Raw genomic sequence first — 25,445 nt, forward strand, 5'->3', positions numbered from 1 at the left:
AAAATTTCGTTTCGGAGCAGTCGAACGTGGGCGGCTTGTTACAAACATTCAAAAGTCTGGGACCTACACGCCTGATGGCTATCAGTGGCGTGGGCGTATTGCTGCTTGTGTTCTTTGCCTTTCTGATCTTGCGTGTTTCCGCTCCGAATATGGAACTACTATATCGTGATCTTGATCCAGGCGACGCCAGCCAGATTGTCAACCGTCTGGAAGATCAACAGGTCAATTATCAACTTCTTAATAACGGCACTGAAATCCTTGTACCTGCCGATCAGGTCAACCGCATGCGCCTGAGCATGGCCGAAGGCGGCCTGCCTGCTGGCGGTTCGGTTGGTTATGAAGTTTTTGACAATGCCGACGGCTTTGGCGCCACCAGTTTTGAGCAGAACATCAATCATGTTCGCGCACTGGAAGGCGAACTTGCCCGCACCATCAGCTCGATCCAGTCGATCCAGCAGGCCCGCGTCCATCTGGTTCTGCCCAAACGTCAAATGTTCTCGCGTGAGACTCAGGAAGCCAGTGCATCTATCGCCGTAAAAATGGCCGGTGGCGAACTTAAACCTGAACAGGTTATCGCAATTCAGCATTTGGTTGCTGCTGCTGTTCCACAGCTTAACCCAAGCAAAGTTTCCATCATTGATGAACGTGGTCGTTTGTTGGCCCGTGGCGATGGAGAACAGCAGTCTTCGACTTTCCTGACACAATCTGCCGATGAAATGCGTATTCGCACCGAAAGCCGCCTGCGCAACACCATCGAAGACCTTTTGTCGCGTTCCCTTGGATATGGCGAAGTCCGTGCCGAAGTTTCTGTTGAAATGGACTTCAACAAGGTCACCACAGCAAATGAACGCTATGACCCTGATGAACGGGTTGTTCGGTCCAGCCAGACCATTGAAGAGAATGCAACTAACTCCGAAACAGAGGGTACTGACCCTGTAACGCTTCAGAACAATCTACCAGATGCCAACTTTGGTGGCGGGGCTGGTTCTGGAACCCAAAGTCAGGAAAACCGTTCCGAAGAAACGGTGAACTATGAGATTTCGAAAACTACCACCACGCAGGTCAAGGAAATCGGTGAGATTTCCCGCGTGACCGTGGCGGTTCTGGTCGATGGCACATACACCACCGACGAAAATGGTGAGCGGTTTTATGAGGAACGCGCACCGGAAGACCTTGAAAAGATCGCCGCCCTCGTACGCAGCGCTATTGGTTATGACCCACAGCGTAGCGATCAGGTTGAAGTCATCAATATGCGGTTTGCTGATACCGACGATCTATTCGCAGATGAAGATATTGAAACCTTCCTTGGGCTTGATAAAGCTGAAATCTTCCGCATCGCCGAGATGCTGGTTCTGGCCATCGTTGCCATTCTGGTCATCCTGCTGGTGGTTCGCCCGCTTCTGACCCGTGCCTTCGAAACCTTGCCAAGTGCCGCCGATATGGCTCAGCGACAGCTTTTGTCTGATGATATGACCGCAGATGGGACCCCGGCCCTTGCCGGCCCTGCCCCAGTACCAATGGCACCGGGTATGGATGACGGCGAAGAACTGATCAACCTGTCGCAGGTTGAAGGCCGTGTGAAAGCATCCTCGGTCAAGAAAATCGGCGAGATCGTGGAAAAGCACCCGGAAGAAGCTCTTTCGATCATTCGCAACTGGCTGTATCAGGAGACCTGATTCTCCGAACAGTCGTCGGCTCACTGGCAGCCCTGTGGCTGCCTTCCTTTTGTCGCTCAAGGCGGTTTAGCAGTTTGATATGACGGCCATTGAAAAGTTCACATTTTCTCTAAGTTTTGATGATGCAGACAATGTCATTCGCTCATCCGGAGGCGATGACGAGCATTACGCGTTTGGCAAAAAGAAAAAAAAAGAAGAAAGACGACACGCCACCACCACCGCCCCCCGTCTATACCGAAGAACAAGCAGCCCAGATGGTCGCCGAGGCCGAGCAAAAAGGCCATGCGCAAGGCTTGACCGAAGGCCATGCCCAAGGGTTTGAGCAAGGTCATCAGGAAGTGATGGCTTCGGTTGAGAAAGCCATTGGCGATGTTGAATCCGTCATTGCCGAAAAACTAGACCAGATTGACGAGCAGCAAAAACGCGCGAATGCAAAAATAAATGAGGATGCCATTCACGTCGCCCTTGCCGTCATACGGAAACTGGCACCGACTTGGTCAAAGCAATATGAACTGACCGAAATCGAAGATATCGTTCGTCAGTGCCTTGCCAATCTGTTTGATGCCCCAAAGGTCCTGATAAAAGTTCATCCTGACCTTGAACAGGAACTCGCTGCGGTATCAGAACGCATTGCGTTGTCACGTGGCTTTTCCGGCAAGGTGATCGTGGTGGGTGAACCAGACGTCGCCATTGGCGATTGCATGGTATCTTGGGGCGATGGCACCGCTGTTCGCGATACGGCCCGTGTGTGGTCCGAAATCAACGAGATCATTGATAACGCTCTTTCACTTCACGCCGCAGATCATGGCCTTTTACAAAGTGACATGGGCGACTTGGATCTTCAGGAAACACGTCTTTCAGAACCTAAAAATAATGATACGCCAGTAGATGCCGCAGATGCCCCGTCAAATGTTTCGGACAACACACCAAATCCGGCACAACCTGACCTGACTGAGCAAGTAGCTCCGTCAACAACAGGTAACGCCCCAGAAGGTTCTGCCCAACAGGCTGGTTCTGACGACACAACACAGGGTTCGGAAGGTACTAACCCAATATCCGACACCACCAGTGGATCATCGGAAGGCAGTGAACACTCTCACACTGTGTCAATGCCATCCGCAATGACAGACCCCCAAAACCCGGCACCGTCCGCAGATGTGGGCCCAACGGAAAACCAAGTCGACAATGGTTCCAAAGAAGGCAATGGCACCGATGCACGGAATGTGCAAACATCATTGAATGATGCGGTGCCACAAGCTGACAGCATGCTGGAAACTCCGCAAGATCAGGAAAAAGCAGCCGCACCAAACGCACAACAGGCACCGGAACCGAGCCACGAGGCAACGACAGACGATGCTGATGAGATAACCAAGGCAGATAATGCCGCAGGGCAGCCTGCCCAGACACCAGAAGAATCTGGTGTTCCGGAACAGAAAAATGTCACTGCACCGGAACCTCAACCGGCACCGCCCGCACCCGAAAGTCAAAGGGGACAGACTGAAAGTGCGGAAAAAGAAATGCCCGTGAACCCGACCGAAGCCGAAGATTTGGCTGCTGTGAAGCAACCAACCAAAGACGCAGGAGACGAAAATGGCTGATGATGACGATCTAGAACTCTCGGAACTTGATGATGATCACATTGAGCTAGAGGGTGAAGGCACTGAACTTCTGGCCGCTGCCGACTCTGGCGGTGAGCAGATGAAAACATCCAAAGATCTGGAAGCCGTCTACGATATTCCCGTTCAGGTTTCGGCGGTCCTTGGAAAAGCAACCATGCAGGTCAGCCAATTGCTGAAACTTGGTCGTGGTGCTGTAGTAGAACTTGACCGTAAGGTTGGGGAAGCTATTGATATATATGTGAACAACCGTCTCGTCGCGCGCGGCGAAGTCGTGGTTGTTGAGGATCGGCTTGGCGTCACCATGACGGAAATCATTAAGTCTGAAAAAGGCTAACGTAAGAGAGGAATTGCGACTATGGCCGAAGGGGGGACTAAAACGTCGTTTGACATTGCGACAGTCGGGGGACTGATTATTGGCTTCGCGCTTGTGATTGCGGCTATTATCTTTGGCGGCTCACCGGGTGCTTTTATCGATATCCCTTCTGTTCTGATTGTTATCGGCGGTACTGCCGCGATTACAGCTGTGAGCTTTGCGCTTGGCGAGTTCCTTGGATCAGGCAAAGTCCTGATGCGAACGATTTTCCACAAATCACGCAACCCGGCCGATGCCGCACTCCAGATCCTGCAACTTGCAGAAATCGCGCGCAAAGGCGGCGTTTTGTCGCTTCAGGGGCATCTTGATAGCTTGCAAAGCGAAGAATATCTTTGGAAAGGTCTGTCTTTGGTCGTCGACGGCACCCCTGCCGAAGAAGTCGAAGCCATCATGCGCAAAGACATGAACGCAACCATCGGGCGCCACCAAAAAGGTGCCAACATCATGAAAAAAGCCGGTGACGTCGCCCCGGCAATGGGTTTGATCGGGACGCTGATCGGTCTGGTGCAGATGCTTGGTAACCTTGATGATCCGTCGTCAATTGGTCCGTCCATGGCCGTCGCACTTCTGACAACCTTCTATGGTGCAGTCTTGGCCAACATGGTCTTTGTCCCACTTGCCGGGAAACTTGAACGTAACTCTGGCGATGAAGAATTGCTAAATTCGGTCTATATGGTCGGTGCCGTTTCCATTGGCCGTCAGGAAAACCCGCGCCGACTGGAAATGCTGATCAATTCGATTCTGCCGCCATCAAAACGCGTCAGCTATTTCGATTGATCATAAACGTGAATAAGATGGCCCCGAGAACCGACATATTCTTTTGGCATTCGGGGCCGCTTGGAACTGATCGGAAAGAGATGAGACTATGCAGGTACTGATCGTTGGTGGACTGGGCGGACAAATAGGCGCAGCCAGCAAGATCGCAATGGCGCGGGGCGCTTCGGTCCAGTTGGCCGAAAGCGTCACAACTGCGCTTAATATCCTGCGGGCAGGCAACCGTATTGATCTGGTGATGGCTGACATCACACTGGATGTTGCCGCCTTGATCGTCGGCATCAGTCAGGAACGCATCAATGTACCGGTCGTTGCATGTGGCATTGGCAATGACGTCAATGGTGCTGTCAACGCGATTAAAGCCGGTGCGCAGGAATTCATCCCGCTTCCCCCAGAAGCAGACCTGATCGCCGCCATTTTCGAAGCCGTCACCGAAGAAAGTCACGCCCTGATCCACCGCGATGCCCGCATGGCCGAAACCCTACGTCTGGCATCGCAGGTCGCCAACAGTTCGGCGTCCATTCTGATCACAGGCGAAAGCGGGACCGGCAAGGAAATCATATCGCGCTTTGTCCATCGCAAATCCAACCGTGCGGATAAGCAATTTGTTGCCGTAAACTGTGCTGCGATCCCGGACAATCTTTTGGAATCCGAACTTTTCGGGCATGAAAAAGGTGCCTTTACCGGCGCACAGGCCCGACGCGTTGGTAAGTTTGAAGAAGCCAATGGCGGCACCCTTTTGCTTGATGAAATCAGCGAAATGGATGTGCGCCTTCAGGCCAAGCTTCTGCGCGCCATTCAGGAAAAGGAAATTGACCGTCTGGGCGGCAAAGCCCCGGTCAAGATCGACGTCCGTATTCTGGCAACCTCGAACCGTAATCTTGAGGCAGAAGTCAATGCGGGCAATTTCCGCGAAGATCTGTATTTCCGCCTGAACGTTGTTAATCTCGATATTCCTGCTTTGCGCGAACGTCCTGATGACATCCCGGTACTGGCCGAGTTTTTCGTTAAAAAATATTCCGAAGCCAATGATGTCCCCGTACGCCCGATTAGCCCGCTTGCCATCGCGCGTCTGCAGTCCCATCACTGGCGCGGCAATGTGCGTGAACTTGAAAACACCATGCATCGCGCGGTTTTGATTGCGGGCCCCAATGAAATCGGCCCAGAAGCCATCATGCTTTCCGGATCCCCGAACAGTGAACACACACCTGCGCCCGCACCGCAGGCACCAAGTGCACCGGCACCCTCACCTGCATCTGCGCGGGCGAACTCGGCCTATGCCAGTGCCAATGCGGCCTATGGGGCAGCATCATCGGCCTATCAGCCAAGCCCACAAACGCAACCACCGGCGCAAGCCCCGATCACGCCTGAAACAATCGATGATGATGGCGCGGCTGGTTCTGATGCAGAAGGTGGGTCGGGCGATGGATCGGCAACAGCGGGCTTGGTCGGGCGGACGGTTGCGCATGTTGAACGTGATCTGATTATTGATACGCTTAAGCATTGCTTTGGCAACCGTACCCATGCCGCCAATATTCTTGGCATTTCCATCCGGACATTGCGCAACAAATTGCGCCAATATACCGACGATGGACTGGCAGTTCCGGCACCGGGTGACGGCCACGACTAACAGGATTTCTTGTCGTTAGCGCCCCCGTATCAAAGGGTAACAAAGCGCACCAGACACAAAGCAACCAACAGGATTACAAGCAAACACCATGGCCGAAGGTCAAAACATCACACCGACTGGATCGGGCGGCTCTAACGGCCCCGGTGGTGGTGCGCCCGGCGGCGTCAATATAGGCGCAATCATTCAGTCCCGTGTCTTATCGGCGATGAAACGTGGCGATATCGCCATGGCGCTTGGTTTTGTCATGATCCTTGTGGTCATGATGTTCCCGATGCCGCCATGGTTGCTTGATTTCATGCTGGCATTGTCGATCAGTTTCTCTGTTCTGATCCTGATGACATCGTTGTTCATTCAAAAACCGCTGGAATTCAACTCGTTTCCAACGATCTTGCTGGTGGCAACGTCGTTACGTCTGGCGCTGAACATTGCGACAACCCGGCTTATTCTGGGTCATGGTCACGAAGGAACACATGCCGCCGGTGCGGTGATTGAGGCCTTTGGCAGCTTCCTGATTTCAGGAAACTTTGTCATCGGGATTATCGTATTTTCCATCCTGGTGATCATCAACTTCGTCGTTATCACCAAGGGTTCTGGCCGTATTGCCGAGGTCGCAGCACGCTTTACCCTTGACGCCATGCCCGGCAAACAGATGGCGATTGATGCCGATTTGTCGTCGGGAATCATCAACGAAGAACAGGCAAAGGCGCGCCGTAAGGAACTTGAAGACGAAAGTTCGTTCTTCGGCTCCATGGATGGTGCATCGAAGTTTGTCCGTGGCGATGCCGTTGCCGGTATTCTGATTACGTTTATCAACGTGGTTGGTGGCATCATCATCGGCACTGCGCAGATGGGGCTTTCCCTTGGCGAAGCCACCGAGGTGTATACCATTCTGACGGTTGGTGATGGTCTGGTATCGCAAATCCCGGCCCTGATCGTTTCGACCGCAGCGGGTCTTTTGGTCACCAAAGGTGGCCTTGATGGCGCGACAGAAAAAGCCGTCTTTGGCCAGATCAGTAACTATCCCGCAGCTCTTGGTGTTGCTGCTGCCCTGATGGGTGGCATGTCGCTTCTGCCGGGTATTCCGATGGTCTGGTTCCTCGGTCTTGCGATCGGGTTGGGCTATCTCGCCTATTACATGAGCAAGCGCCAGAAGAACGCTGTCGACGCCGAACAGATGAAAGAAACGCAGGCCGCAGCCGATGCCGCCGCCCCACCCGCCGAAGAACCCATCGCCAATGCGCTGCGCATGGATTATGTCCGGCTTGAACTGGGCTATGGGTTGCTGTCGCTGATCAGTACCGAACGGGGTCAAAAACTGACCGATCAGATCAAGGCACTTCGCCGCCAACTGGCCGGTGATATGGGCTTTGTCATGCCATCTGTCCGTATTCAGGACAACATGCAGCTCCCTGCCAATACCTATGTCCTTCGGGTCAAGGAGATCGAGGCAGGCCGGGGCGACTTGCGCCCGAACATGCTTCTGGTCATGGATCCGCGCGGCGAAGAAATTACCCTGTCGGGCGAAAAGACCATGGAGCCGACCTTTAACCTGCCTGCCATGTGGATCGAACAGGGCATGAAGGAAGAAGCCATGTTCCGTGGCTATACCGTGGTTGACCCGCAAACCGTGATCACGACGCACATTACCGAAGTGATCAAAGACCACATGCCAGAATTGCTGTCGTATGCCGAAACGCAAAAGCTGCTTGATGAACTTGATGACGATCAGAAAAAACTGGTCGAAGACATCGTTCCGGGTCAGGTTTCCGTCGGTGGTGTTCAGCGAGTGCTTCAAAACCTTTTGATCGAACGCGTGTCCATTCGTGACCTGCCAACCATCCTTGAAGGTGTGGCCGAGGCAACCGCCTTTACCCGCAATCCGACCTTTATGACCGAACATGTGCGATCCCGTCTGGCCCGTCAGTTATCAGATGTGAACACCAATCAGGAAGGTGTTATCCCGCTTGTGACCATGTCACCGCAATGGGAACAGATTTTTGCCGAAAGCCTTGTTGGATCGGGCGAGGAAAAACAGCTTTCCATCCCGCCAAGCCAGCTTCAGGAATTTATCAATAAGGTGCGCACAACATTTGAACGCTTGGGTATGATGGGAGAATCGCCTGTCCTTCTTACAAGTCCGGGCATTCGTCCCTATGTTCGTTCTATTGTTGAACGATTCCGTCCAAGCACGGTGGTGATGTCACAAAATGAAATTCACCCCAAAGCACAACTTAAAACACTGGGGCAGGTCTGATTGGTTGGTTTCATGCAGATGGCTCTGAATGCCCGCAGAAATGATTGGGGGGAAATAAATGCGTCTTAAGACCTTTACCGCCCCCACAATGACCGAGGCGATGGCGCTTGTAAAAGAGCATATGGGCAATGATGCGATCATTGTATCAACCCAGGACATCCCCGGAAGCGGTGTGCGTCTGACAGCGGCCCTTGATCATGATCCTGATTTCGACGATGACAGTGGCCCTGCCCCGGCATTGCAAGAACAGCTTGATATGGTCGAAACAGCACTTACACGGCACAATTTGCCTGAAAGGCTGCGCATTCGTATTTGCAACCTGATGGCACGCGAAACAGCCGCGGCATCGGCACAGCAATTATTGGCCGGTGCGCTTGACGAAATTTTTGATTTTTCGCCGCTGCCAGAAAAAAATACACCGCGTGCCTTGGCCTTTGTCGGGCCCCCGGGATCAGGTAAAACGCTGGCCGTTGCCAAAACGGCTGCACGTGCGGTGATGAAAAAACGCAAAGTTGCTGTTCTTTCAACCGATTACAAACGTGCTGGCGGCATTGCGCAGCTTGAAGCCTTTACCCGCATTTTAAAAATTGATCTGATACAAGCCAAATCGCCTGACGAACTCAAAAACCATTTTAACGATATCCGCGAAGCGGATGTCATTCTGGTCGATACAGCAAGCTGCAATCCGTATCTTGGAAATGATATTGGCACGCTTTGTGAATTCATGCAGGCAATACCAAGCGAAACGATATTGGTTAACCCGGCAGGAATTGATGCAGATGAGTCTGCTGATATCGCCAATGCCTTTGCCGATGGTGGTGCAACACGCGTGATGATTTCACGTCTGGATGTTGCAGCCCGCCTTGGCGGTGCGCTATATGGGGCTGATTCAGGAAATCTTTCCCTTTGTAATGTCAGTATGACAGCTCAGGTTGCGGACGGTTTAACTGCCTTAAGTCCCCTTGCCTTGGCAAAACTTCTGATACCATCCCATCGCGCGGATACCGCAAAACCGAGCTTCTCCGAGGTCGTGAAATGACTACCAAGTCTGATTCTGCACCCAAATCTGCCCCGCGCACCAGAGGCCGCAATGTTCTTGCCGTCGCATCTGGTAAAGGCGGCGTGGGCAAGACCTGGTTCTCGATTACCCTGACCCATGCCATGGTTCTCGAAGGGCAAAAGGCGCTTCTGTTTGATGGCGATCTTGGTCTGGCAAACATCGATATTCAGCTTGGCCTGATGCCCAAACATGATCTGGGCGGTGTCATTGCTGGCCGTATCGGCCTGAAAGAGGCCGTCACCCACTTCCCCGATGGCGGTTTTGACATTGTTGCCGGTCGCAGTGGATCGGGCAGCCTTGCCAACCTTCCAGCCTCCCGGCTTCAGGCCCTGTCTGATGATTTGCTTCAGACTGGCAAGGCCTATGACAAGGTTCTGATCGATCTGGGTGCTGGTGTTGATCAGGGTGTCCGTCAAATGACCGGACTTGCCAACACGGTGATTGTCATAACCAATGGTGATCCGACCTCTTTGACCGATGCCTATGCCTTTATCAAAATCACGCATATGGCCCGCCCGAAAACCGATATTCGGGTCGTCATCAACATGGCCAAGGATAAAAAAGAAGGTCAGGCGATCTATAGCAAACTTCTGAAAGCCTGCGAGGGCTTCCTTAAGATTTCGCCACCGCTTCTGGGTGTCATCCGGGCTGATGCGCGTGTTTCCGAATGCATTCGGAATCAAACGCCGCTTTTGACCCGTCATCCAAATTGCGATGCCGCCCACGATATAGAGGCCATCGCACAAATCCTTCTCGAGGAGTAATTGTGCCATGACGCTCCCGCCACAAGCCATATCACCCGGTCCTTCGGTCGGTGGTCAGGCCTCGGCGGGCGCATCGGCACAATCGGGCCAGGGATCGGGCCAGGGATCGGTCCCGGCACAGGTCACCGCGACCGTTACCAATGCAACATCGCCACAGGTTGCTGCGGCCTTGGCCAAGCTGCCTGTGGAAACGCTTTTGCAGGCATCGGTGCAATCGCAATCTGGCAATCAACTGACACTGGCCACCGCCCTTGGGCAGGTCACCGTAAAAGTCCCGACACAACTTCCGGGTAATCTTGGCGATCTGATCTGGGCCCGCATTCCAACAACCAATCCCGGCACAGGACAAGCGGGCGCAAATCCTGCCGATGGCATGCGCCTGCAACTTCTGCCGCAAACCCTCACCCCTGGGACGTCTGGTGGTCTTTCAACTGGCAACATCACCGCCACCACCCTTACACCCGGTCAAACCTTTAGTGCCATGACGACGTCGATCCTGACCATGCCCAACGGCACGCAATTGCCTGCCGGAAGTCAGACGCAAGTCATCTTCCTTGGTCAGGGCACTGTAACACCGCAGCAAGCCGCCAATGTCTTAAATGCCGCTGCAGGTGGTACCACAGCGGGCGGCGCAGGTGGACTGGTTGCTGCTGGTGGGGCGGCTGGTATGACGACGGCTGGGGCAACACCTCAACTTGCCGGGCAACCAAGTCCCGCCTTGTTGCTAAGCGGAACCGTTTTGCCATCTGATAGCGCCGAAGCCCGCATGTTGCCGCAGGGATTTACCGCTTTGCGCACATCGGCTGGCATCGTCGGGATCAAACTGCCGGTACCTGCCCCAGTTGGGGCAACCTTATCCTTTAGCGTTGATGCATCGGGCAGTGGCAAGGTTACGACCTCCATGCCGATGACCGAGGCGGAACTGATTGCACGTGGTCAGAATGCCGCCCTGTCACGCGACTGGAGCAGCCTGCAAACGGCCATCACAGCCCTTCAGCAGCATGACCCGGGTGCGGCCATGTCGCTTTTGAACAATCTGCCGCAGGCTGGCCCGAAACTGACCACCACCATGATGTTCTTTTTTGCCGCAATGACAGGCCCGGGCAGCGGTATCCGTGGCTGGATGGGGGATCGTGCGGCGAACAGTCTTTCAAGCTTGTCTGATCTTGATGGCGGCGGCCTGAAACGGCTTGAAGGCGACTTTGCCCAGTTGCGCGCCATGGCAAGCGACGATCGCCCGGATGGCTGGCGTGTGATGGCGATGCCGTTCAATATGGGCGATAGGATCGAACAGCTTCAACTGGGCTGGCGCCACGGTGACCGCGAAGATGATCCCGACAAAAAAGATGATCAGGGAACCCGGTTCCTGCTTGATCTGTCCTTTAGCGCCGTCGGCCATACCCAACTTGATGGATTGGTCAAAGGCGAAGACAGCAAATTTGATCTGATCATTCGCACGGAAAACCCGCTGCAACCGCATAACCGTGACGATATTCGCGGCATCTTCCGCGAAGCATTGCAAATATCGGGATATAAAGGCCACATCCTGTTTCAGGACGGGTCGCGCTTTGTCCATATTGCCCCGACGGGCAATAACAGCGGCCCCAATTCCCATCACGGGATCGAAGCTTAAACTACCCGCAACGCCCAAAAATGAATGCTTTTCCTGTTAAGAACAGGCGCGTATTCTTCATGATCTTAAAAATTAGAAACGGTTAGAAGACATGCTTGAAATTTATCAACGTCGAAACCTGATCCTGACGGAAACAAATCCGGGCCCGCAGGTTGATTATGTCGTGACGTTGCAAAGCAACCTGACCGGTGCGAAAAACGTTTTCCCTGCCCGCATGACGCTGCGCTATGTCCCGGATCGGTTGATCCTTAAGACCGACGACCTTGCGCAATATTATGCCGAAATATCAAATATCGCGTTTGAGAATTTCGAAAGTGCGGCAGTGCTGCTGATGGACGATTTCAACAATGAACTCGTACCGCGCTGGATCAGTCTGCGACTGGACAAACAGACCGCTGACAATGATCAGATTTTCCATCATGAAGCAGCCCTTGAAGACCGTCAGCCCAAATGGGGCAATCCGCGTCTTCTGGATCGGCTTGAACGGTATTAAACAGGGTTTAGCGAAACGGGTTTCCATGCACCCATTGGGTCAGGGAATAACGTAGGCCCGCTGTGGTTGGCGCAACCCGGTGCAAAACGAAGCTTGGGAAAAAAATCGCCGTTCCACGCTCCATTGGCGCATCAATGAAATGCCCTGCCGGATTGAGTTGCAGCAAGCCACCTTCATACTGATCAGGTTCGGAAAGCTGAATAACCAAGGTCATCTTGCGCCGCCGGGCAACTTCAGACGATCCGATATCACTGTGCCAGTCATAATGACCGCGCTGATCGCCAACGTAACAGGCAATCTGGGCGTCTTCGGCAAAGTCGGTCAGGGAAAAATCAAACCAGTTGCGGTTCACATCAGCAACAAGATCCGTGATCCGGCGTGACACAGCCGGTTCCTCTTCTTCGTTAAACCACGTGATTTTCGATTGCCGGATATGCGTTGCTGACTGTCCTTGAACAAGTCCGCCATCATCCATGTCCTTGGCGAAACCATTAATCAGGCGTTCGCACGTACTGCCATCAAGGGCATCTGGAACAACAGCATACATTTCATCTGGAAACATTGACGACATTCTCCATGCCGCACGAGCTGCTTAATCTGATGACTTAAGCACAAAATATTTTGGGCGGTAAGATGCTATAGGGCCAATCAACGCCGGTTGCCAGCAAATTTGGCACTGCCTGTATTACGGGTCACACCGAAATATCAGGCGAGATTGATAACCCTGCCACCGGCAGCCGCGCCGTCTTCGGGATCATGGGTTACCATCAAAGTCGGCAGCCCGTTCTCGCGCGCAAGATCAAAAACAAATGACCTGATCTGATCACGAAGCCCGCTATCAAGTTTTGAAAATGGTTCATCAAGCAACAGCGCGCAAGGTTCTGACACCAAAACCCGCATCAGGGCAACACGTGCGCGCTGCCCACCCGAAAGCGTTGCCGGGTCACGATTATAAAAACCTTCCATACCGGCACTGATCAGGGCTTCTTCAACCCGCTCACGACGGTTTGCTTTTCCCTTGATCTGCGATGGCAGCGCGAAGGCCAGATTGCCACCAACCGATAAATGCGGGAACAACAGATCATCCTGAAACAGAATGCCTACATGGCGATCCTGCGGCGCGCAGCCATCAAGGGTCATGCCATCAAGGATAACTTCGCCCGATATCGTGAACTGGGCTGAAAGCGTTCCGCAGATATGGCCAAGCAAGCTTGATTTCCCCGATCCGCTTGGCCCCATAAGGGTCACGACCTCGCCCGGTGCGATGGTCAAATTGACCTTCAATAGTTCTCGCCCATCAAGGCTTATGCGCACATCGCGTAACTCAAGACCTGTCTTGCCCGAAACTGGCATTCCTTATCCTTTGCTTTGCACATTCATGCCCCGTCGATGACGGAACAGAACGGCTGGTATCAAAAGTGCGCCGACAAATCCGGTAAACGGCAGCACCATTTGCAGCAATCCATAAATCCCGATCATCCGGCGATCTCCGCCAGATGCCAGTGCGACCGCCTCGGTCGTTACCGTGGCAAATCGACCGGCCCCGATCAACAAAGTTGGCAGATACTGACCAACCGTTACCGCCAACCCGACCGCCATGGTTGTCAAAACTGCACGGGTAAGCAACGGCAAACGAACTTGCCAAAACACCCGGTTTGGCGCTGCCCCCAGACACAAGGCCGTTTGCCCATAGCGTGGATCAAGGGCGCGAAACGGATCAGAAAGCGACAGATACACATAAGGCAATACAAACACCAGATGCGCCAAGACGACGGCATATAATGTGCGTTCCAACCCGATCAGGGTAAAGAAGACCTGCAATCCAAACATAAAGCTGATCTGCGGCACCAGAAGCGGCACGTAAATCAGCCATATGGCCCCGCGCCCTGGTCCATGCCCCATGCGTATTTCATTTTCCAGACAGCCTAAAACAAGTGCCACCGCGATCAGAACCGTCGGAATACCAATCAGCAATGTAGCCCAGAGGCTGCCCCCGATCATATCAAACTCTCGCATCCAAAGCCGGAAACTGAAATTGCGGGGCAACACATCAGGAAAAGCCCAAAACCCGGCGATGCTCCAAACCAACAGGATCACAAGACCAAGGATAACCGTCCCTGCTGCAATCACGGCCAGAACGGCACTAAAACGCCGAATTCCGTCATCCCGTTTCAATCGATGCCCATCTTCGGCCCAATGGCGTCCAGCAAAGCCAACAGTCTTTTCACCAAGTATCCATATCCCCATCGCGACAATCACGATCAGCAACTGAAGCACTGCTGCACTTGATGCCATAAACCGATATGCCAGATCAGGATCAGACAACCATCCAAGAATCCGCACAGCCAAGGGGGCTGGTGTGGTCGGCCCCAAAATCATCGCGACATCGACAACCGACGTCGAATAGGCGAGAACGGCCAGTATCGGCAAACGGATTTGCGGGTAGATGCGCGGCAAACTCGCCTTGAACCATCCGGCAATCCGGCCATATCCCAATGTTGCGGTGACTTGCGCTGTGCGTTCTGTTTCTGCTTGTGGCAAGGCCGCCAACGTCATGAGAAACAGGAACGGGATTTCCTTGGCGATCAATCCCGCCACCATCGCCATCCCCAATGGATCATGGATAATTGCAATATCGACTGGTCGATCCCATCCGGCAGACTGTGCGACGACACGCGCGATCCAGCCAGATGGCGCAATTAAAAATGCCAACCCAAATGCCGCCGTTGCATGTGGCACGGATAAAATTGGCGACAGCACCCGTTGCATCATGCGGAAAACCGGTGTGCCCTGCCACGCGGCACAAAACAGTAAAACAATCGCAACCGATATCAAGGTCGCAGCAAGCCCGTTGACCAAGGACAACCGAATGGATTGATCAAGGCCCGGCTGGACAAAGAGCCTCGCCCACGCATCAAGGCTGGGGCTATCGCCGCCAAGGGCTGGCAAAACACCAAATGCAGGCAACAATGTGCCAATCAACCCAGCCGAAACCGGGCCGATCATAATCACAATTGTCAGGATCGGAATAAATCGCAACATGCGCGATTATTGAACCGCGCCGTAATGTTTTTGCCATTCAAGTTCGACCAACCCCATCCAGCTTGGATGGGGTTCGGGCAAAACAGTGCCCCACTCGGCAGGCGAAAGGGATGCAATGCCAAGATCAAGATTGGCAAAGGCATTGCGCATGTCATCGGGCAGTTTATCCATCGCAAGGACGGTATCAGCCCCCCAATATTGTGGGTCCTGTTTACGCAGCTGTGCTTCAGGCGACATCAGAAAATCGCCTAGAACCACGGCCCCGGCCTTGGCCGATGCGTTATAGGGGATGGCGACAAAGTTGGTATTGCCAAGAGTTCCTGTATCAAAGACATAGGATCGCACAGTATCTGGAAGTTCAAACGCCTCGATCGCCGATGACACTTCGCCGGAACTGAACGAAAAGGCGATATCAACTTCATTGTCAGCAAGAAGGGTGCGCATCGATGCGCCGTTCTGTGGATAGGCCTGCCCGTTGCGCCACAACAGCGGCTGCAAATCTTCTAGATATCCCCAAAGCGGTGCCAGAACTTTCTGCGCATCCGCTTCATCAGCAGGCTGCTGCAAGACTTTCGGGTCTTTCACCAGTTCGGTCAGGATCTGTTTAAGGAAGGTCGATCCCATATAGTTTGGCGGTTGCGGATAGGTAAAACGACCCGGATTTTTCACCAGCCACTCAAGCAATGCCTGTGCTGATTTTGGCACCTCGTCATGTTTGGCTGTATCATAATAAAAACTGACCTGTGCCATGCCCCACGGTGCTTCAAGCCCATCGGTCGGCAATGTGAAATCATTGATCACGGTGGGTTTGCCAGCAACATCGACATAGTCAAAATTCGGCGTTTCTTCGACCCACGGACCAAACAGCAATTCGTTGCGCTTCATCGCGGCAAAGTTTTCACCATTAATCCAGATCATATCAACCGCACCACCGTCATCAACACCGGCAGTCTTTTCCGTCAAAACCTTGGTCACAGCATCGGCGGTATCAGTCAATTTCACTTGAACAACCGTCACGCCATACCGTTCGCGAACCTGTTCACCCGCCCATGCGATATAATCATTAATGCGCGGTTCCCCACCCCAGGCATGCCAGTAAACGGTTTGACCACGGGCTTGATCCAGAACCGATTGCCAGTTGCCAACATCTGGTGCCGGGTCGGCAAAGGCCGGAACGGATACAGATGCGGTGGCAATGCCCGTTACCAAAGTCAGGGCAGAAACAAACGCGCGCATTTTCAATCGCATCTTGAACAATCCTTTTTCACCTTATGATCAACTGCCCCCTTCACCCTTCTATATGGGATGCGGTCGGGTGAGCTGTTTGACTTTATGGATGCCAGTTTTTCTATACTCGCCCGGCAAAATCAATTCACGCTTGCGTTAGAACGTGTTGACACACACCTTATCACCGATCCGGTTATTGCCATCACAGCCTATATTGGGAATGAAATCATGTTCGAATGGATGAGCGATCCACATATGTGGATGGGACTTGCCACCCTGACCGCCCTCGAAATTGTTCTGGGCATCGACAATATCGTCTTTTTGTCCGTGATTGTTTCCAAACTTCCGCAAAAGCAGCAGGCATCGGCCAGACGCATTGGTTTGTTGGCTGCAATGGGGATGCGCTTGGGCCTTTTGGCAGGCATTACCTGGATCATGCAATTGACCGCGCCTTTGTTTGAAGCATTCGGGCAGGAGGTCAGTGGACGTGATTTAATCCTGATTATTGGCGGGTTGTTCCTGATTGCCAAGGCATCCAAGGAAATCCACCATTCCATTGACGAACCCGAAGAACAGGGACCCGGCAAAGTGATGTCAAGTTTTGCCATGACGATCGTTCAGATCATGTTGCTTGATATGATCTTCTCGCTTGATAGCGTGATTACGGCGGTCGGTTTGGTGGATCACATATCCATCATGGTGATTGCCGTTATCCTGTCGGTTCTGGTGATGTTGGCGGCGGCTAAGACCATTGGCGACTTTGTTGAAAAACACCCTTCTGTCAAAATGCTGGCCTTATCGTTTTTAATTCTGGTCGGGTTTGTCTTGTTGCTTGATGGTGTCGAAATTCACGTGCCCAAAGGCTACATTTATTTCGCAATGGCCTTTAGCCTGTCTGTCGAAACGCTCAACCTTCTCAATCGCAAGCGCAAACTCAAAAACCGTGCACAAGAGAACGGCTGATGAAGAAAGTTGCCCCACCTCAATGTTTACAAAATGCCTTTGAGGAAAATGGTCTTACGCAAATCGACGTGTTCGAATTTCCCGAAGGCACGCACACGGCTGTCGATGCTGCCAAGGCCATTGGCTGTAACGTCAGCGACATAGGTAAATCGCTTGTTTTTGTGACGGAAACACTCAATCCGATCCTGATCGTCATGAACGGGGCGGATCAGGTTGATATGAACAAGGCGGCAAACCTTCTTGGTCTGCCGATCCGCAAAGCCGAGGCCACCGAAGTCCGAGAAACCACCGGATATGTGATTGGCGGCGTACCGCCCTTTGGCCATGCAAAGCCGGTGGAAACGCTGATTGACAAGAAGCTTCTGGAAAAAGACACCGTCTGGCTGGCCGCGGGCACGCCCAAGACAGTGTTTTCACTTTCGACCCGTGATTTGCGTGATGTTACCGGGATTGAGACGGGCGTGGATGTTTCTGCCTGATTGAGCGGGTCGTTACCCTAAACAAGTCCGTCATCCCGTGTCGCAGAACGCATGCCGATCTCGTCCAGCTCTTCCTGCTCTTTGCGGTCTTCTTCGGCTTGCGCGGCTTCTGCCCTGTTACGTTCGGCGATCTCGGCTGTTTTCATTGCCTTGAAGGCATCGGCAACTTCATCGCGAAAGACGTCGATCTTTTTTTCCTGCTCGGCAATCATTTTCGTAATCGCTTCGCGTTCGGCGATCACCGCATTGGCAAAGCCGCCATAGGCAAAACCGGCAAGTTCCGGGTTTTCAGCAGCAACCTTTTGTTCGGCAATCACCGCCTTTTCAAGCGCGTCTTTCTCGGCAAGAAGGTTATTTAACACACCTTGCATCTCGCCTAATTCGCGCTGTTTTTCATCCAGCGCCCATTTGCGCATCCGCACCAGTGTTTTGAAGTCCTTGGCCATGGGTTACCCCTTGTCCTCAGAAGCCATCAGCCCAGAAACCTTTCTCAACCGGCCGTCGCATAAAGCAAAGAACGTCATTGCGGTTTCTCGCCTTGGTCGCGACGCAAGGCACGTTTGGCATCATTAAGGTCGGCTGTATTGCCCGCCTTGGACCGGCTATTGACCTTTGACCCGCGGGTAATCGTCGGACCCGTTGATGGCGGTGGAGCAGGCCGATGGGGCGGCATTTCATCTGGAATGCCTTGCGGCGCGGCGGCGGCCGGTTGGGCGGCCTGCTGTGTTTTTTGCGATTGGGCCCCTTTGGCGACACGTGGGTCTTCGGGCTGCTGTGCCAACAGATCAAGGCGGCGCGCCAGATCAAGATAGCCTTCATTAAGCCGTGTACATTCGGTCTTGCGCTGTTTGAGAAATTCTTCAATCAGCGGGAAATAATGGATCGCTTCATCGACTTTGGGGTCCGTTCCCAGACGATACGCGCCAAGCCGGATCAATTCGGCCATATCGTCATAGGTCGCAAGCAATTGCCTCGCACGTGACACGATATGGTTTTCTTCTTCGCTGTTACAGGCGGGCATCGTACGCGACACACTGCGCAGGATATTGATTGCCGGATATCGGCCCTGCTCGGCGATGGATCGATCCAACACTACGTGCCCGTCAAGAATACCACGCACCGCATCAGAAATCGGTTCGTTATGGTCATCACCATCGACCAGAACGGTAAACAGCCCGGTGATTGATCCCTGCCCCGGTCCACCCGGACCAGCACGCTCCAACAGACGTGGCAATTCGGCAAAGACCGTCGGGGTATAGCCCTTCGATGCCGGTGGCTCCCCGATTGACAAGCTGATTTCACGCTGCGCCATGGCAAAACGGGTGACAGAATCCATCATGCACAGCACATCACGCCCGACATCGCGGAAATATTCCGAAATCGCCATGGTCATATAAGCTGCCTGACGCCGCATCAAGGGCGGCTCATCCGATGTCGCTACCACGACAACCGAACGACGCAAACCTTCTTCGCCCAGATCATCTTCAATGAATTCGCGGGCTTCCCGCCCACGTTCGCCGATCAGACCAACCACTGATACGTCCGATGTGGTATGGCGCGTCATCATCGACAGCAAACTGGATTTACCGACACCCGACCCGGCGAAAATCCCCATACGTTGCCCGCGGCAACAGGTCAGGAAGGTATTCATTGCCCGAACACCCAGATCAATCTTGCCGGCAACACGCTGACGCGAATGGGCCGATGGCGGCATATTGCGAATTGGATAGGCTTTGCTGCCTTCGCTTAGCGGGCCTTTGCCATCAACAGGTTCGCCAAATGCATTGACCACACGCCCAAGCCAGCTTTCATCGGGGTAAACCTGTGGCTGGGTATCGCCCAATTCAACTTCACAGCCGATCCCGATGCCATCAAGAATACCAAACGGCATCAAAAGCGCGCGTTCATTGCGAAACCCAACAACCTCGCAAATCACTCCCTTGCCATCGCGCCGTTTGACCTTGCAGCGATCCCCGACGGACAATGCACCTTCAACCCCGCCGATTTCCACCAGAAGGCCCAAAACCGCGGTAACCCGCCCGACCACGCGGTAGTCGGGAATGCGGCGAAGTTCTGCGATGATGTTTCGACCGATCTGGAACACGTTCTGGATCTTTTCCGGTTGCGGTGGTTCATACTTGTTTTAACACGGAATTTTGATCACCCCCAATGGTCAAGGGGTGGCAAATCGCACCGCGTCGTCCCAAATATATAGTCATATTCGGTATTAAAAAGCTGTGTAGACGATAAAAAGACAACTTTTTTGTCTTTATCGGTCTTTGCGTATTAATACAGCAAACCGTTGGGAAAACTCACATTCCGGTCCCGAGTCGCCCTTTACGATGAAAAAAAGTTAACAAGATGCGACTCGGCTGCTTGCCACGAGTCGCAAAGCAACGTATCGTTAACGAAATGGGAAAGAAATTCCCGCCGACAATCGTTGGGGCGCTTGTCGAATAACCGGATTAACACGGACTTATTGCGGAACACGGTAACGGAGCAGAGACATGCGGGTGCTGCTGGTTGAAGATGATAACACCTATGCTGATAGCATTGAGCTAATGCTCAAGTCTGAAGGCATGGTGATCGACACGACGGATCTTGGGGAAGATGGTCTCGAGATCGGTAAACTTTACGATTATGACATCATTCTTCTGGACTTGATGCTGCCTGATATAGACGGCTATGAAGTCTTAAGACGTTTGCGCGACGCACGCGTCGATACCCCCGTTCTTATCCTTTCGGGATTGACGGAAACCGAAGACAAGGTCAAAGGTCTTGGCTTTGGTGCGGATGACTATCTTACCAAGCCGTTCGAAAAAACAGAACTTCTGGCACGCGTACAGGCGATCGTCCGTCGCTCACGTGGGCATGCCCAGTCGATGATTTCGACCGGAAAACTCAACGTTAATCTTGATGCACGCACGGTCGACGTCGATGGATCACCATTGCATTTGACCGGCAAGGAATATGGCATCCTTGAACTGTTGTCGCTGCGTAAAGGCACGACACTGACCAAGGAAATGTTCCTGAACCACCTTTATGGCGGTATGGACGAGCCGGAACTCAAGATTATTGACGTCTTTGTCTGCAAACTGCGTAAGAAAATTCAGTCTGCTACCAAAGGCGACAACTATATCCATACGGTTTGGGGCCGGGGCTATGTCCTGCGCGACCCGGACACGAACAGTGCTGTGGCATAAAATATAACTTTTCGCGCAACTCCGTTGTGCAGAAGAGTTACAACAACAGTGCCCGCTACACAAAAAACGCCCCGGATCTGCACCGGGGCGTTTTTGTATCTATTGCGATGTTTTTTTCCGACGCCGCACTTTGGCGAAAACAGTCGGTTCAAATACGGCGAGCGGACTATTTCTTGTCTTCGGGTTTGCCGAAACGTGATCGATCAAACGTGGTTGACGGTCTCGTCGTACCAGAAGAGTTTCCTGTGCTGCTTGACGGATTTGAAGGACGCGTCGGCGTGGTTCCAGTGCCACTTCCAGCGGTCCCGGTGCCAAGCGGCCTGCGATATGTCGAGCCTGTAGAACCGGTTGTTCCTGTCGTTCCCGGACGGGCAGTTGAACCAGTACCAGTTGTCCCGACACCACCCGGCCGCGTTGTCGTTCCGGTTGTTCCTGGACGTGCTGTGGTTCCGGTCGTGCCCGGACGTGGTGGAGTTGCTCCAGCCGTCCCCGTCGTCGTCGGACGTGCGGTCGTGCCTGTCAGGCCCGGACGGGCGGTTGCAGTACCGGTTGTCGTCGGGCGTGGCGGAAGGCCACCCGTCGTTGCCGGTCGGGCTGCGGTTCCTGCCGCAGCGGCACCTGTTTGCATATGCTTGGGCTTGGGAAACGCCAATCCGCCTGCTGCGGCACCTGCAGCACCACTGCTTGCGGCGGCTGTGCCACTTGCCTGCGCCTTTTCAAGCGCGGTCAGGTCAACTTCTGGTGCACCGGGACGGTTCAACTGGTAAATCCCACGCTGACGGGCAAGCGGTTTGAATTTATCTGAAATCCCAAGGACGGTTTCTGCGCCCCCAAGGAACAAAAAACCATCATCCGGCATCAAGGCCGAAACACGCGCCAAAACATCGCTTTTGGTCGGCTGATCAAAATAGATCAGCACGTTACGGCAATAAACGATGTCAAACTGCCCAAGCGGTCGGAAATCTTCCAGAAGGTTGAATTCTTTGTATTGAACCTTGGAACGGATTTCCGATGAAATCTGCCACTGGTCTTCTTTCTTCTGGAAATATTTGACCAGAAGACCAATCGGGAGTCCCCTTTGAACTTCAAATTGGGAATACAGCCCTGCGCGCGCCTTTGTCAAAATTTCGCGCGAAATGTCCGTCCCGATAATTTCAACCCGCCAACCGGCAAGCTGGGTTTTGAATTCATCCAGGATCATCGCCAGCGAATAGGGCTCCTGCCCCGAAGACGCTGCTGCACACCAAATCCGCAAATGGCGTTTGGACGCACGTTGCTTGATCATGTGTGGCAAAACAACATGACGGAATTGATCAAACGGTTTGGTATCGCGGAAGAAGAAACTTTCATTGGTCGTCATTGCATCGACGACTTCTTCGACCAAATTACGGTCGCCACCGCGCATCGCGCCAATTAATTCGCCAAGGTCTTTAAGCCCGCGCTTACGCGCAATGGGCATCAGCCGGCTTTCAAGCAGATAAGTCTTGTCCTCGCTCAGAACGAGCCCGGACTTGGACTTTATCAGCCTGCTTACAAAATCGAAGTCATCCGGCTTCATCATTGTGGGTTAACGACCCCCCGCAAATTTTTTGATATAGGCCGCAATTCCACCAATTGGTAAAACCGCAGAACAGATACCCGCATGCGCGGCCGCACCTGGCATCCCCCATACAACACTGCTTTGTTCGTCCTGCGCCACGACCATTCCCCCGGCATTTACAACGTCGCGACCACCCAACATACCATCCTGACCCATTCCGGTCAGTATCGCGGTTAGAATATTTCCACCATAGCTTGCCACAATACTCCGAAGCATCGGATCAACAGACGGCCGACAGAAATTTTCTGGCGGATTCTGGTTCAGCATAAGATGGCGCGAAGTACCGCGCCCTTCGACTGTCATGTGGTAATCACCAGGGGCAAGGTAAACCTGTCCGGCGACAATCGGCATTTTGTTTTGCGCTTCCTGACATTTCAACCCCGTTAAACGGGTAATATGCTCAGCAAGGATCGTGGTAAAGGTTGCAGGCATATGCTGCGTAATAAAAATTGGCTGCCGCACCCCGGCAAGCCCGCGCAACACTTCAAACAACGCCTGCGGCCCACCTGTTGAACTGCCAATCGCAATCGCTTCGACAGTAAGACGCTTTTCTGGCAGCAACGAAACGGCACCGCGCGTTGAAACACGCTTTACCGGTGCCGGTGCAGGTGCGCCACCACCACGTGCAACTTTATTTGCTGCCGATCCACCCGGTGCCGCACGCTTTGCCGTTGCAATATTCTGCGTTGCCGGTGTTGCAGGTGCCGGACGGATTGTTTTCAACGCAGCAGGTTTCGCCCCGCCCGCTGCAATTGCAGCGTCGCGAATAAGCCTGCCGGGATCACGGGATGCTGCCGACGGGCTTTGTAACCGTGTGGAATCACCACCTACAGACGTGTTCCCTGGACTTGCCTTGGCCGCACCTGCACCACCCGTAGCCGGCGATGTACCCGGTGCCGGGCTTGGTTGTTGCGGCATGGGTCGCATTTGCATTGCTTGCGGGCGTGCATGCTGCTGGGTTGGGCGTGGCCGCAACTCGGCGGTAAATGTTTTGCGTTGAACACGACCCGGTTTGTGCGGGTGTTGTTGCTCGGCCGGTTTTTGCGCAGCAGATGATGCATCTGCTTGACCATCCGCGCTTTCAGAAGGCGCAGGAGCTGCTTCTGGTGCCGTTTCTGCCGCAGGTGTCGCGGGGCTGGGCTGAGGCGCGGCTGGCGCAATCCCGACCTGTTCAGCCTCAAGCATCTTGCGACGCTGTTCAGCCCATGCTTTCGCCTTGTCTAGAAGCTCGGCACGGAACCCTTCACCAACGTTCAGATCTTTTGACGAACTTGGCTTGGGAATATAATCCACCGCGCCAAGCGTCATCGCCTGAAAACTGATATCGGCATTTCGTTTGGTCAGGGTGGACGCCATAATCACGCGCACTGTCGGGTCAATTTCCAACAGCTTGGGAAGGGCCGTCAATCCATCCATCACCGGCATTTCGATATCAAGAACAACGACTTCAATGCCGCCGCCTTCCATCACTGCCAATGCTTCTTCGCCATTGCTTACCGATCCGACGACATTGATTTCGTCGTCTTCGGTCATCATGCGTGTGACAAGTCCACGCACAATGGCGGAATCATCCACGATCAGGACTTTATATGGCGAATGGATAGGCGTCTCTTCCACGTAGCAGCGTCCCCGTTTGAGTCAGGAGATCAGTCTCAGAATACTAGACCGGCGTAAGATGCAGACACCAGACTAGATCAGTCCGACCTGTTCAAACTTCGCCTGAATGATCTCGCTATCGAACGGCTTCATAATGTACTCGTTCGCACCAGCAGTGATGGCTTCCTGGATGTGTTCCAGATCATTTTCTGTCGTACAGAACACGACGACAGGCTCATCACCACCCGGCGTTGCACGCAAGTCGCGCAAGAACTCAATTCCGCTTTTCACTGGCATGTTCCAGTCAAGCAGAACCGCATCAGGCATGTCTTCGTGGCATTTTTCCAATGCCTCCTGACCATCCACTGCTTCTACGACCGCAAACCCGATCTCTTCAAGGATGCGGCGCGCTACCATTCGGATGACTTTCGAATCATCGACGACGAGACAACTCTTCATCGACTTCCTTCTCGTTTACTTAGATCGTTAAGCCAATAATGGCAAAATACCGGGAGCATTGTGCCCCCGGCACGCAAGTTCGCTTACCCAGCCTGCTTGATAGAAGAAGTAAAATCAAGCAGCCGTGCAACGTCGAGAATAACCAGAAGCTTCTTATCCAGACGGAAAATCCCGTCCGAGAATTCACGCCAGCGCGGATCAAGCGTTGCCGGATTTTGCTCAAACGCCTTTTTCGGCACGCTCAAAACTTCTCCGACCTGATCAACCATCAGGCTGTAAAGCTCACCACCCTGATCGACAACGATGCTCATTCCCGGATCATCATCATCCTTGTCGCGCAAACCAAGACGTTTGCGAACATCGATGGCCGTCACAATGCGCCCGCGCAGATTCAAAGAACCGGCAACTTCTGGCGGTGCAAGCGGAATACGGGTAATCCGCTGTGGTCCCAGAACATCCTGAACCGTCAGGACCGGAATACCAAACAACTGCTTGCCGATATATGCAGTGACAAAATCCTTGCTGTCACCACCAAGATCAAGAGCACCGCCTTTTTCGTGGCTCGGGACGAGTGCGTTACTATCGCTCATTGGACTTTCT

The 25,445-nt window shown here is 53.4% G+C and carries 22 protein-coding genes and 1 pseudogene; 13 read left to right on the forward strand and 10 right to left on the reverse strand.

Features of this window, described 5'->3' with window-relative positions; genetic code table 11:
* Nucleotides 1-74: 74 nt before the first annotated feature.
* From fliF to ACQ0MK_RS12670, 10 genes are all read left to right on the forward strand, one after another.
* Entirely contained in the window at nt 75-1,676 is a 1,602-nt protein-coding gene (fliF, locus tag ACQ0MK_RS12625; RefSeq protein WP_430472914.1) for a flagellar basal-body MS-ring/collar protein FliF, read from the forward strand.
* Nucleotides 1,677-1,831: 155 nt separating this feature from the next.
* Nucleotides 1,832-3,274, forward strand: coding sequence for a hypothetical protein (locus ACQ0MK_RS12630; protein ID WP_430472915.1), 1,443 nt, complete (start codon nt 1,832-1,834; stop codon nt 3,272-3,274).
* Between the two features lie 100 nt (nt 3,275-3,374).
* A complete protein-coding gene (gene fliN, locus ACQ0MK_RS12635; RefSeq protein WP_430476028.1) occupies nt 3,375-3,629 on the forward strand; it encodes a flagellar motor switch protein FliN in 255 nt (84 codons plus the stop codon).
* A gap of 21 nt (nt 3,630-3,650) precedes the next feature.
* Nucleotides 3,651-4,445 carry a motility protein A gene (locus tag ACQ0MK_RS12640; protein ID WP_430472916.1) on the forward strand — a complete coding sequence of 265 codons (795 nt, stop codon included), beginning with the start codon at nt 3,651-3,653 and terminating at the stop codon, nt 4,443-4,445.
* An 88-nt stretch (nt 4,446-4,533) separates the two neighbouring features.
* On the forward strand, nt 4,534-6,072 hold the full coding sequence (locus tag ACQ0MK_RS12645) for a sigma-54-dependent transcriptional regulator (RefSeq protein ID WP_430472917.1): 1,539 nt from the start codon (nt 4,534-4,536) through the stop codon (nt 6,070-6,072).
* Between the two features lie 88 nt (nt 6,073-6,160).
* The gene (gene flhA / locus ACQ0MK_RS12650; protein WP_430472918.1) at nt 6,161-8,326 is read left to right on the forward strand and encodes a flagellar biosynthesis protein FlhA; all 2,166 of its coding nucleotides are present in this window, start codon (nt 6,161-6,163) and stop codon (nt 8,324-8,326) included.
* Between the two features lie 58 nt (nt 8,327-8,384).
* Complete coding sequence (locus tag ACQ0MK_RS12655; protein ID WP_430472919.1) at nt 8,385-9,365, forward strand: GTP-binding protein; 981 nt, start codon at nt 8,385-8,387, stop codon at nt 9,363-9,365.
* On the forward strand, nt 9,362-10,150 hold the full coding sequence (locus ACQ0MK_RS12660) for a MinD/ParA family protein (protein ID WP_430472920.1): 789 nt from the start codon (nt 9,362-9,364) through the stop codon (nt 10,148-10,150). Before ACQ0MK_RS12655 ends, ACQ0MK_RS12660 begins: the two co-directional genes overlap by 4 nt.
* Before the next feature lie 7 nt (nt 10,151-10,157).
* Nucleotides 10,158-11,783, forward strand: a complete 1,626-nt coding sequence (locus tag ACQ0MK_RS12665) for a hypothetical protein (RefSeq protein ID WP_430472921.1) — start codon at nt 10,158-10,160, stop codon at nt 11,781-11,783.
* 91 nt (nt 11,784-11,874) lie between these two features.
* Nucleotides 11,875-12,276 (forward strand): hypothetical protein, encoded by a 402-nt coding sequence (locus ACQ0MK_RS12670; RefSeq protein WP_350043470.1) that lies wholly within the window; start codon nt 11,875-11,877, stop codon nt 12,274-12,276.
* 7 nt (nt 12,277-12,283) lie between these two features.
* On the opposite strand, the gene ACQ0MK_RS12675 is transcribed toward ACQ0MK_RS12670, so the two are convergent.
* From ACQ0MK_RS12675 to ACQ0MK_RS12690, 4 genes are all read right to left on the reverse strand, one after another.
* A complete protein-coding gene (locus ACQ0MK_RS12675) occupies nt 12,284-12,838 on the reverse strand; it encodes a prolyl hydroxylase family protein (protein ID WP_430472922.1) in 555 nt (184 codons plus the stop codon).
* Between the two features lie 143 nt (nt 12,839-12,981).
* The gene (locus ACQ0MK_RS12680) at nt 12,982-13,629 is read right to left on the reverse strand and encodes an ATP-binding cassette domain-containing protein (RefSeq protein ID WP_430472923.1); all 648 of its coding nucleotides are present in this window, start codon (nt 13,627-13,629) and stop codon (nt 12,982-12,984) included.
* 3 nt (nt 13,630-13,632) lie between these two features.
* Entirely contained in the window at nt 13,633-15,318 is a 1,686-nt protein-coding gene (locus ACQ0MK_RS12685) for an ABC transporter permease (protein WP_430472924.1), read from the reverse strand.
* Nucleotides 15,319-15,324: 6 nt separating this feature from the next.
* Nucleotides 15,325-16,566, reverse strand: coding sequence for an ABC transporter substrate-binding protein (locus ACQ0MK_RS12690; protein ID WP_430472925.1), 1,242 nt, complete (start codon nt 16,564-16,566; stop codon nt 15,325-15,327).
* 207 nt (nt 16,567-16,773) lie between these two features.
* Between ACQ0MK_RS12690 and ACQ0MK_RS12695 the strand changes: the two genes are divergently transcribed.
* Nucleotides 16,774-17,508 carry a TerC family protein gene (locus ACQ0MK_RS12695; protein ID WP_430476029.1) on the forward strand — a complete coding sequence of 245 codons (735 nt, stop codon included), beginning with the start codon at nt 16,774-16,776 and terminating at the stop codon, nt 17,506-17,508.
* Nucleotides 17,508-17,987 (forward strand): YbaK/EbsC family protein, encoded by a 480-nt coding sequence (locus tag ACQ0MK_RS12700; RefSeq protein ID WP_430472926.1) that lies wholly within the window; start codon nt 17,508-17,510, stop codon nt 17,985-17,987. Before ACQ0MK_RS12695 ends, ACQ0MK_RS12700 begins: the two co-directional genes overlap by 1 nt.
* Before the next feature lie 17 nt (nt 17,988-18,004).
* Here ACQ0MK_RS12700 and ACQ0MK_RS12705 read toward each other — a convergent pair whose 3' ends face one another.
* Both ACQ0MK_RS12705 and fliI read right to left on the reverse strand, forming a co-directional pair.
* The gene (locus ACQ0MK_RS12705; protein ID WP_430472927.1) at nt 18,005-18,433 is read right to left on the reverse strand and encodes a flagellar FliJ family protein; all 429 of its coding nucleotides are present in this window, start codon (nt 18,431-18,433) and stop codon (nt 18,005-18,007) included.
* A 74-nt stretch (nt 18,434-18,507) separates the two neighbouring features.
* A complete protein-coding gene (gene fliI / locus ACQ0MK_RS12710; RefSeq protein ID WP_430472928.1) occupies nt 18,508-20,091 on the reverse strand; it encodes a flagellar protein export ATPase FliI in 1,584 nt (527 codons plus the stop codon).
* Between the two features lie 403 nt (nt 20,092-20,494).
* Here fliI and ctrA point away from each other — a divergent pair, with 403 nt between their 5' ends.
* A complete protein-coding gene (gene ctrA, locus ACQ0MK_RS12715) occupies nt 20,495-21,190 on the forward strand; it encodes a response regulator transcription factor CtrA (protein ID WP_430472929.1) in 696 nt (231 codons plus the stop codon).
* Between the two features lie 748 nt (nt 21,191-21,938).
* On the opposite strand, the pseudogene ACQ0MK_RS12720 reads toward ctrA, so the two are convergent.
* From ACQ0MK_RS12720 to ACQ0MK_RS12735, 4 genes and pseudogenes are all read right to left on the reverse strand, one after another.
* Nucleotides 21,939-22,748 (reverse strand): annotated as a pseudogene (locus ACQ0MK_RS12720) (CheR family methyltransferase); the annotation flags it as partial.
* Between the two features lie 9 nt (nt 22,749-22,757).
* Entirely contained in the window at nt 22,758-24,407 is a 1,650-nt protein-coding gene (locus tag ACQ0MK_RS12725; protein WP_430472930.1) for a chemotaxis protein CheB, read from the reverse strand.
* Nucleotides 24,408-24,479: 72 nt separating this feature from the next.
* Nucleotides 24,480-24,845, reverse strand: coding sequence for a response regulator (locus ACQ0MK_RS12730; RefSeq protein ID WP_350040575.1), 366 nt, complete (start codon nt 24,843-24,845; stop codon nt 24,480-24,482).
* A gap of 83 nt (nt 24,846-24,928) precedes the next feature.
* A complete protein-coding gene (locus ACQ0MK_RS12735; RefSeq protein ID WP_350040574.1) occupies nt 24,929-25,435 on the reverse strand; it encodes a chemotaxis protein CheW in 507 nt (168 codons plus the stop codon).
* Between the last annotated feature and the right edge of the window lie 10 nt (nt 25,436-25,445).

This window comes from Thalassospira lucentensis (assembly GCF_050516545.1).
Taxonomy (GTDB): Bacteria; Pseudomonadota; Alphaproteobacteria; order Rhodospirillales; family Thalassospiraceae; genus Thalassospira; species Thalassospira lucentensis_C.

Bases quoted from the DNA above. Each gene is read 5' to 3' on its own strand.
- ACQ0MK_RS12730 (WP_350040575.1), bottom strand. From the start codon at position 24,845: ATGAAGAGTTGTCTCGTCGTCGATGATTCGAAAGTCATCCGAATGGTA.
- ACQ0MK_RS12640 (WP_430472916.1), top strand. From the start codon at position 3,651: ATGGCCGAAGGGGGGACTAAAACGTCGTTTGACATTGCGACAGTCGGG.
- ACQ0MK_RS12670 (WP_350043470.1), top strand. From the start codon at position 11,875: ATGCTTGAAATTTATCAACGTCGAAACCTGATCCTGACGGAAACAAAT.
- ACQ0MK_RS12680 (WP_430472923.1), bottom strand. From the start codon at position 13,629: ATGCCAGTTTCGGGCAAGACAGGTCTTGAGTTACGCGATGTGCGCATA.
- ACQ0MK_RS12685 (WP_430472924.1), bottom strand. From the start codon at position 15,318: ATGTTGCGATTTATTCCGATCCTGACAATTGTGATTATGATCGGCCCG.
- ctrA (WP_430472929.1), top strand. From the start codon at position 20,495: ATGCGGGTGCTGCTGGTTGAAGATGATAACACCTATGCTGATAGCATT.
- fliF (WP_430472914.1), top strand. From the start codon at position 75: ATGGCTATCAGTGGCGTGGGCGTATTGCTGCTTGTGTTCTTTGCCTTT.
- fliN (WP_430476028.1), top strand. From the start codon at position 3,375: ATGAAAACATCCAAAGATCTGGAAGCCGTCTACGATATTCCCGTTCAG.
- flhA (WP_430472918.1), top strand. From the start codon at position 6,161: ATGGCCGAAGGTCAAAACATCACACCGACTGGATCGGGCGGCTCTAAC.
- ACQ0MK_RS12675 (WP_430472922.1), bottom strand. From the start codon at position 12,838: ATGTTTCCAGATGAAATGTATGCTGTTGTTCCAGATGCCCTTGATGGC.
- ACQ0MK_RS12630 (WP_430472915.1), top strand. From the start codon at position 1,832: ATGACGAGCATTACGCGTTTGGCAAAAAGAAAAAAAAAGAAGAAAGAC.
- ACQ0MK_RS12735 (WP_350040574.1), bottom strand. From the start codon at position 25,435: ATGAGCGATAGTAACGCACTCGTCCCGAGCCACGAAAAAGGCGGTGCT.
- ACQ0MK_RS12660 (WP_430472920.1), top strand. From the start codon at position 9,362: ATGACTACCAAGTCTGATTCTGCACCCAAATCTGCCCCGCGCACCAGA.
- ACQ0MK_RS12690 (WP_430472925.1), bottom strand. From the start codon at position 16,566: ATGCGATTGAAAATGCGCGCGTTTGTTTCTGCCCTGACTTTGGTAACG.
- ACQ0MK_RS12645 (WP_430472917.1), top strand. From the start codon at position 4,534: ATGCAGGTACTGATCGTTGGTGGACTGGGCGGACAAATAGGCGCAGCC.
- ACQ0MK_RS12695 (WP_430476029.1), top strand. From the start codon at position 16,774: ATGTTCGAATGGATGAGCGATCCACATATGTGGATGGGACTTGCCACC.
- ACQ0MK_RS12665 (WP_430472921.1), top strand. From the start codon at position 10,158: ATGACGCTCCCGCCACAAGCCATATCACCCGGTCCTTCGGTCGGTGGT.
- ACQ0MK_RS12655 (WP_430472919.1), top strand. From the start codon at position 8,385: ATGCGTCTTAAGACCTTTACCGCCCCCACAATGACCGAGGCGATGGCG.
- ACQ0MK_RS12700 (WP_430472926.1), top strand. From the start codon at position 17,508: ATGAAGAAAGTTGCCCCACCTCAATGTTTACAAAATGCCTTTGAGGAA.
- ACQ0MK_RS12705 (WP_430472927.1), bottom strand. From the start codon at position 18,433: ATGGCCAAGGACTTCAAAACACTGGTGCGGATGCGCAAATGGGCGCTG.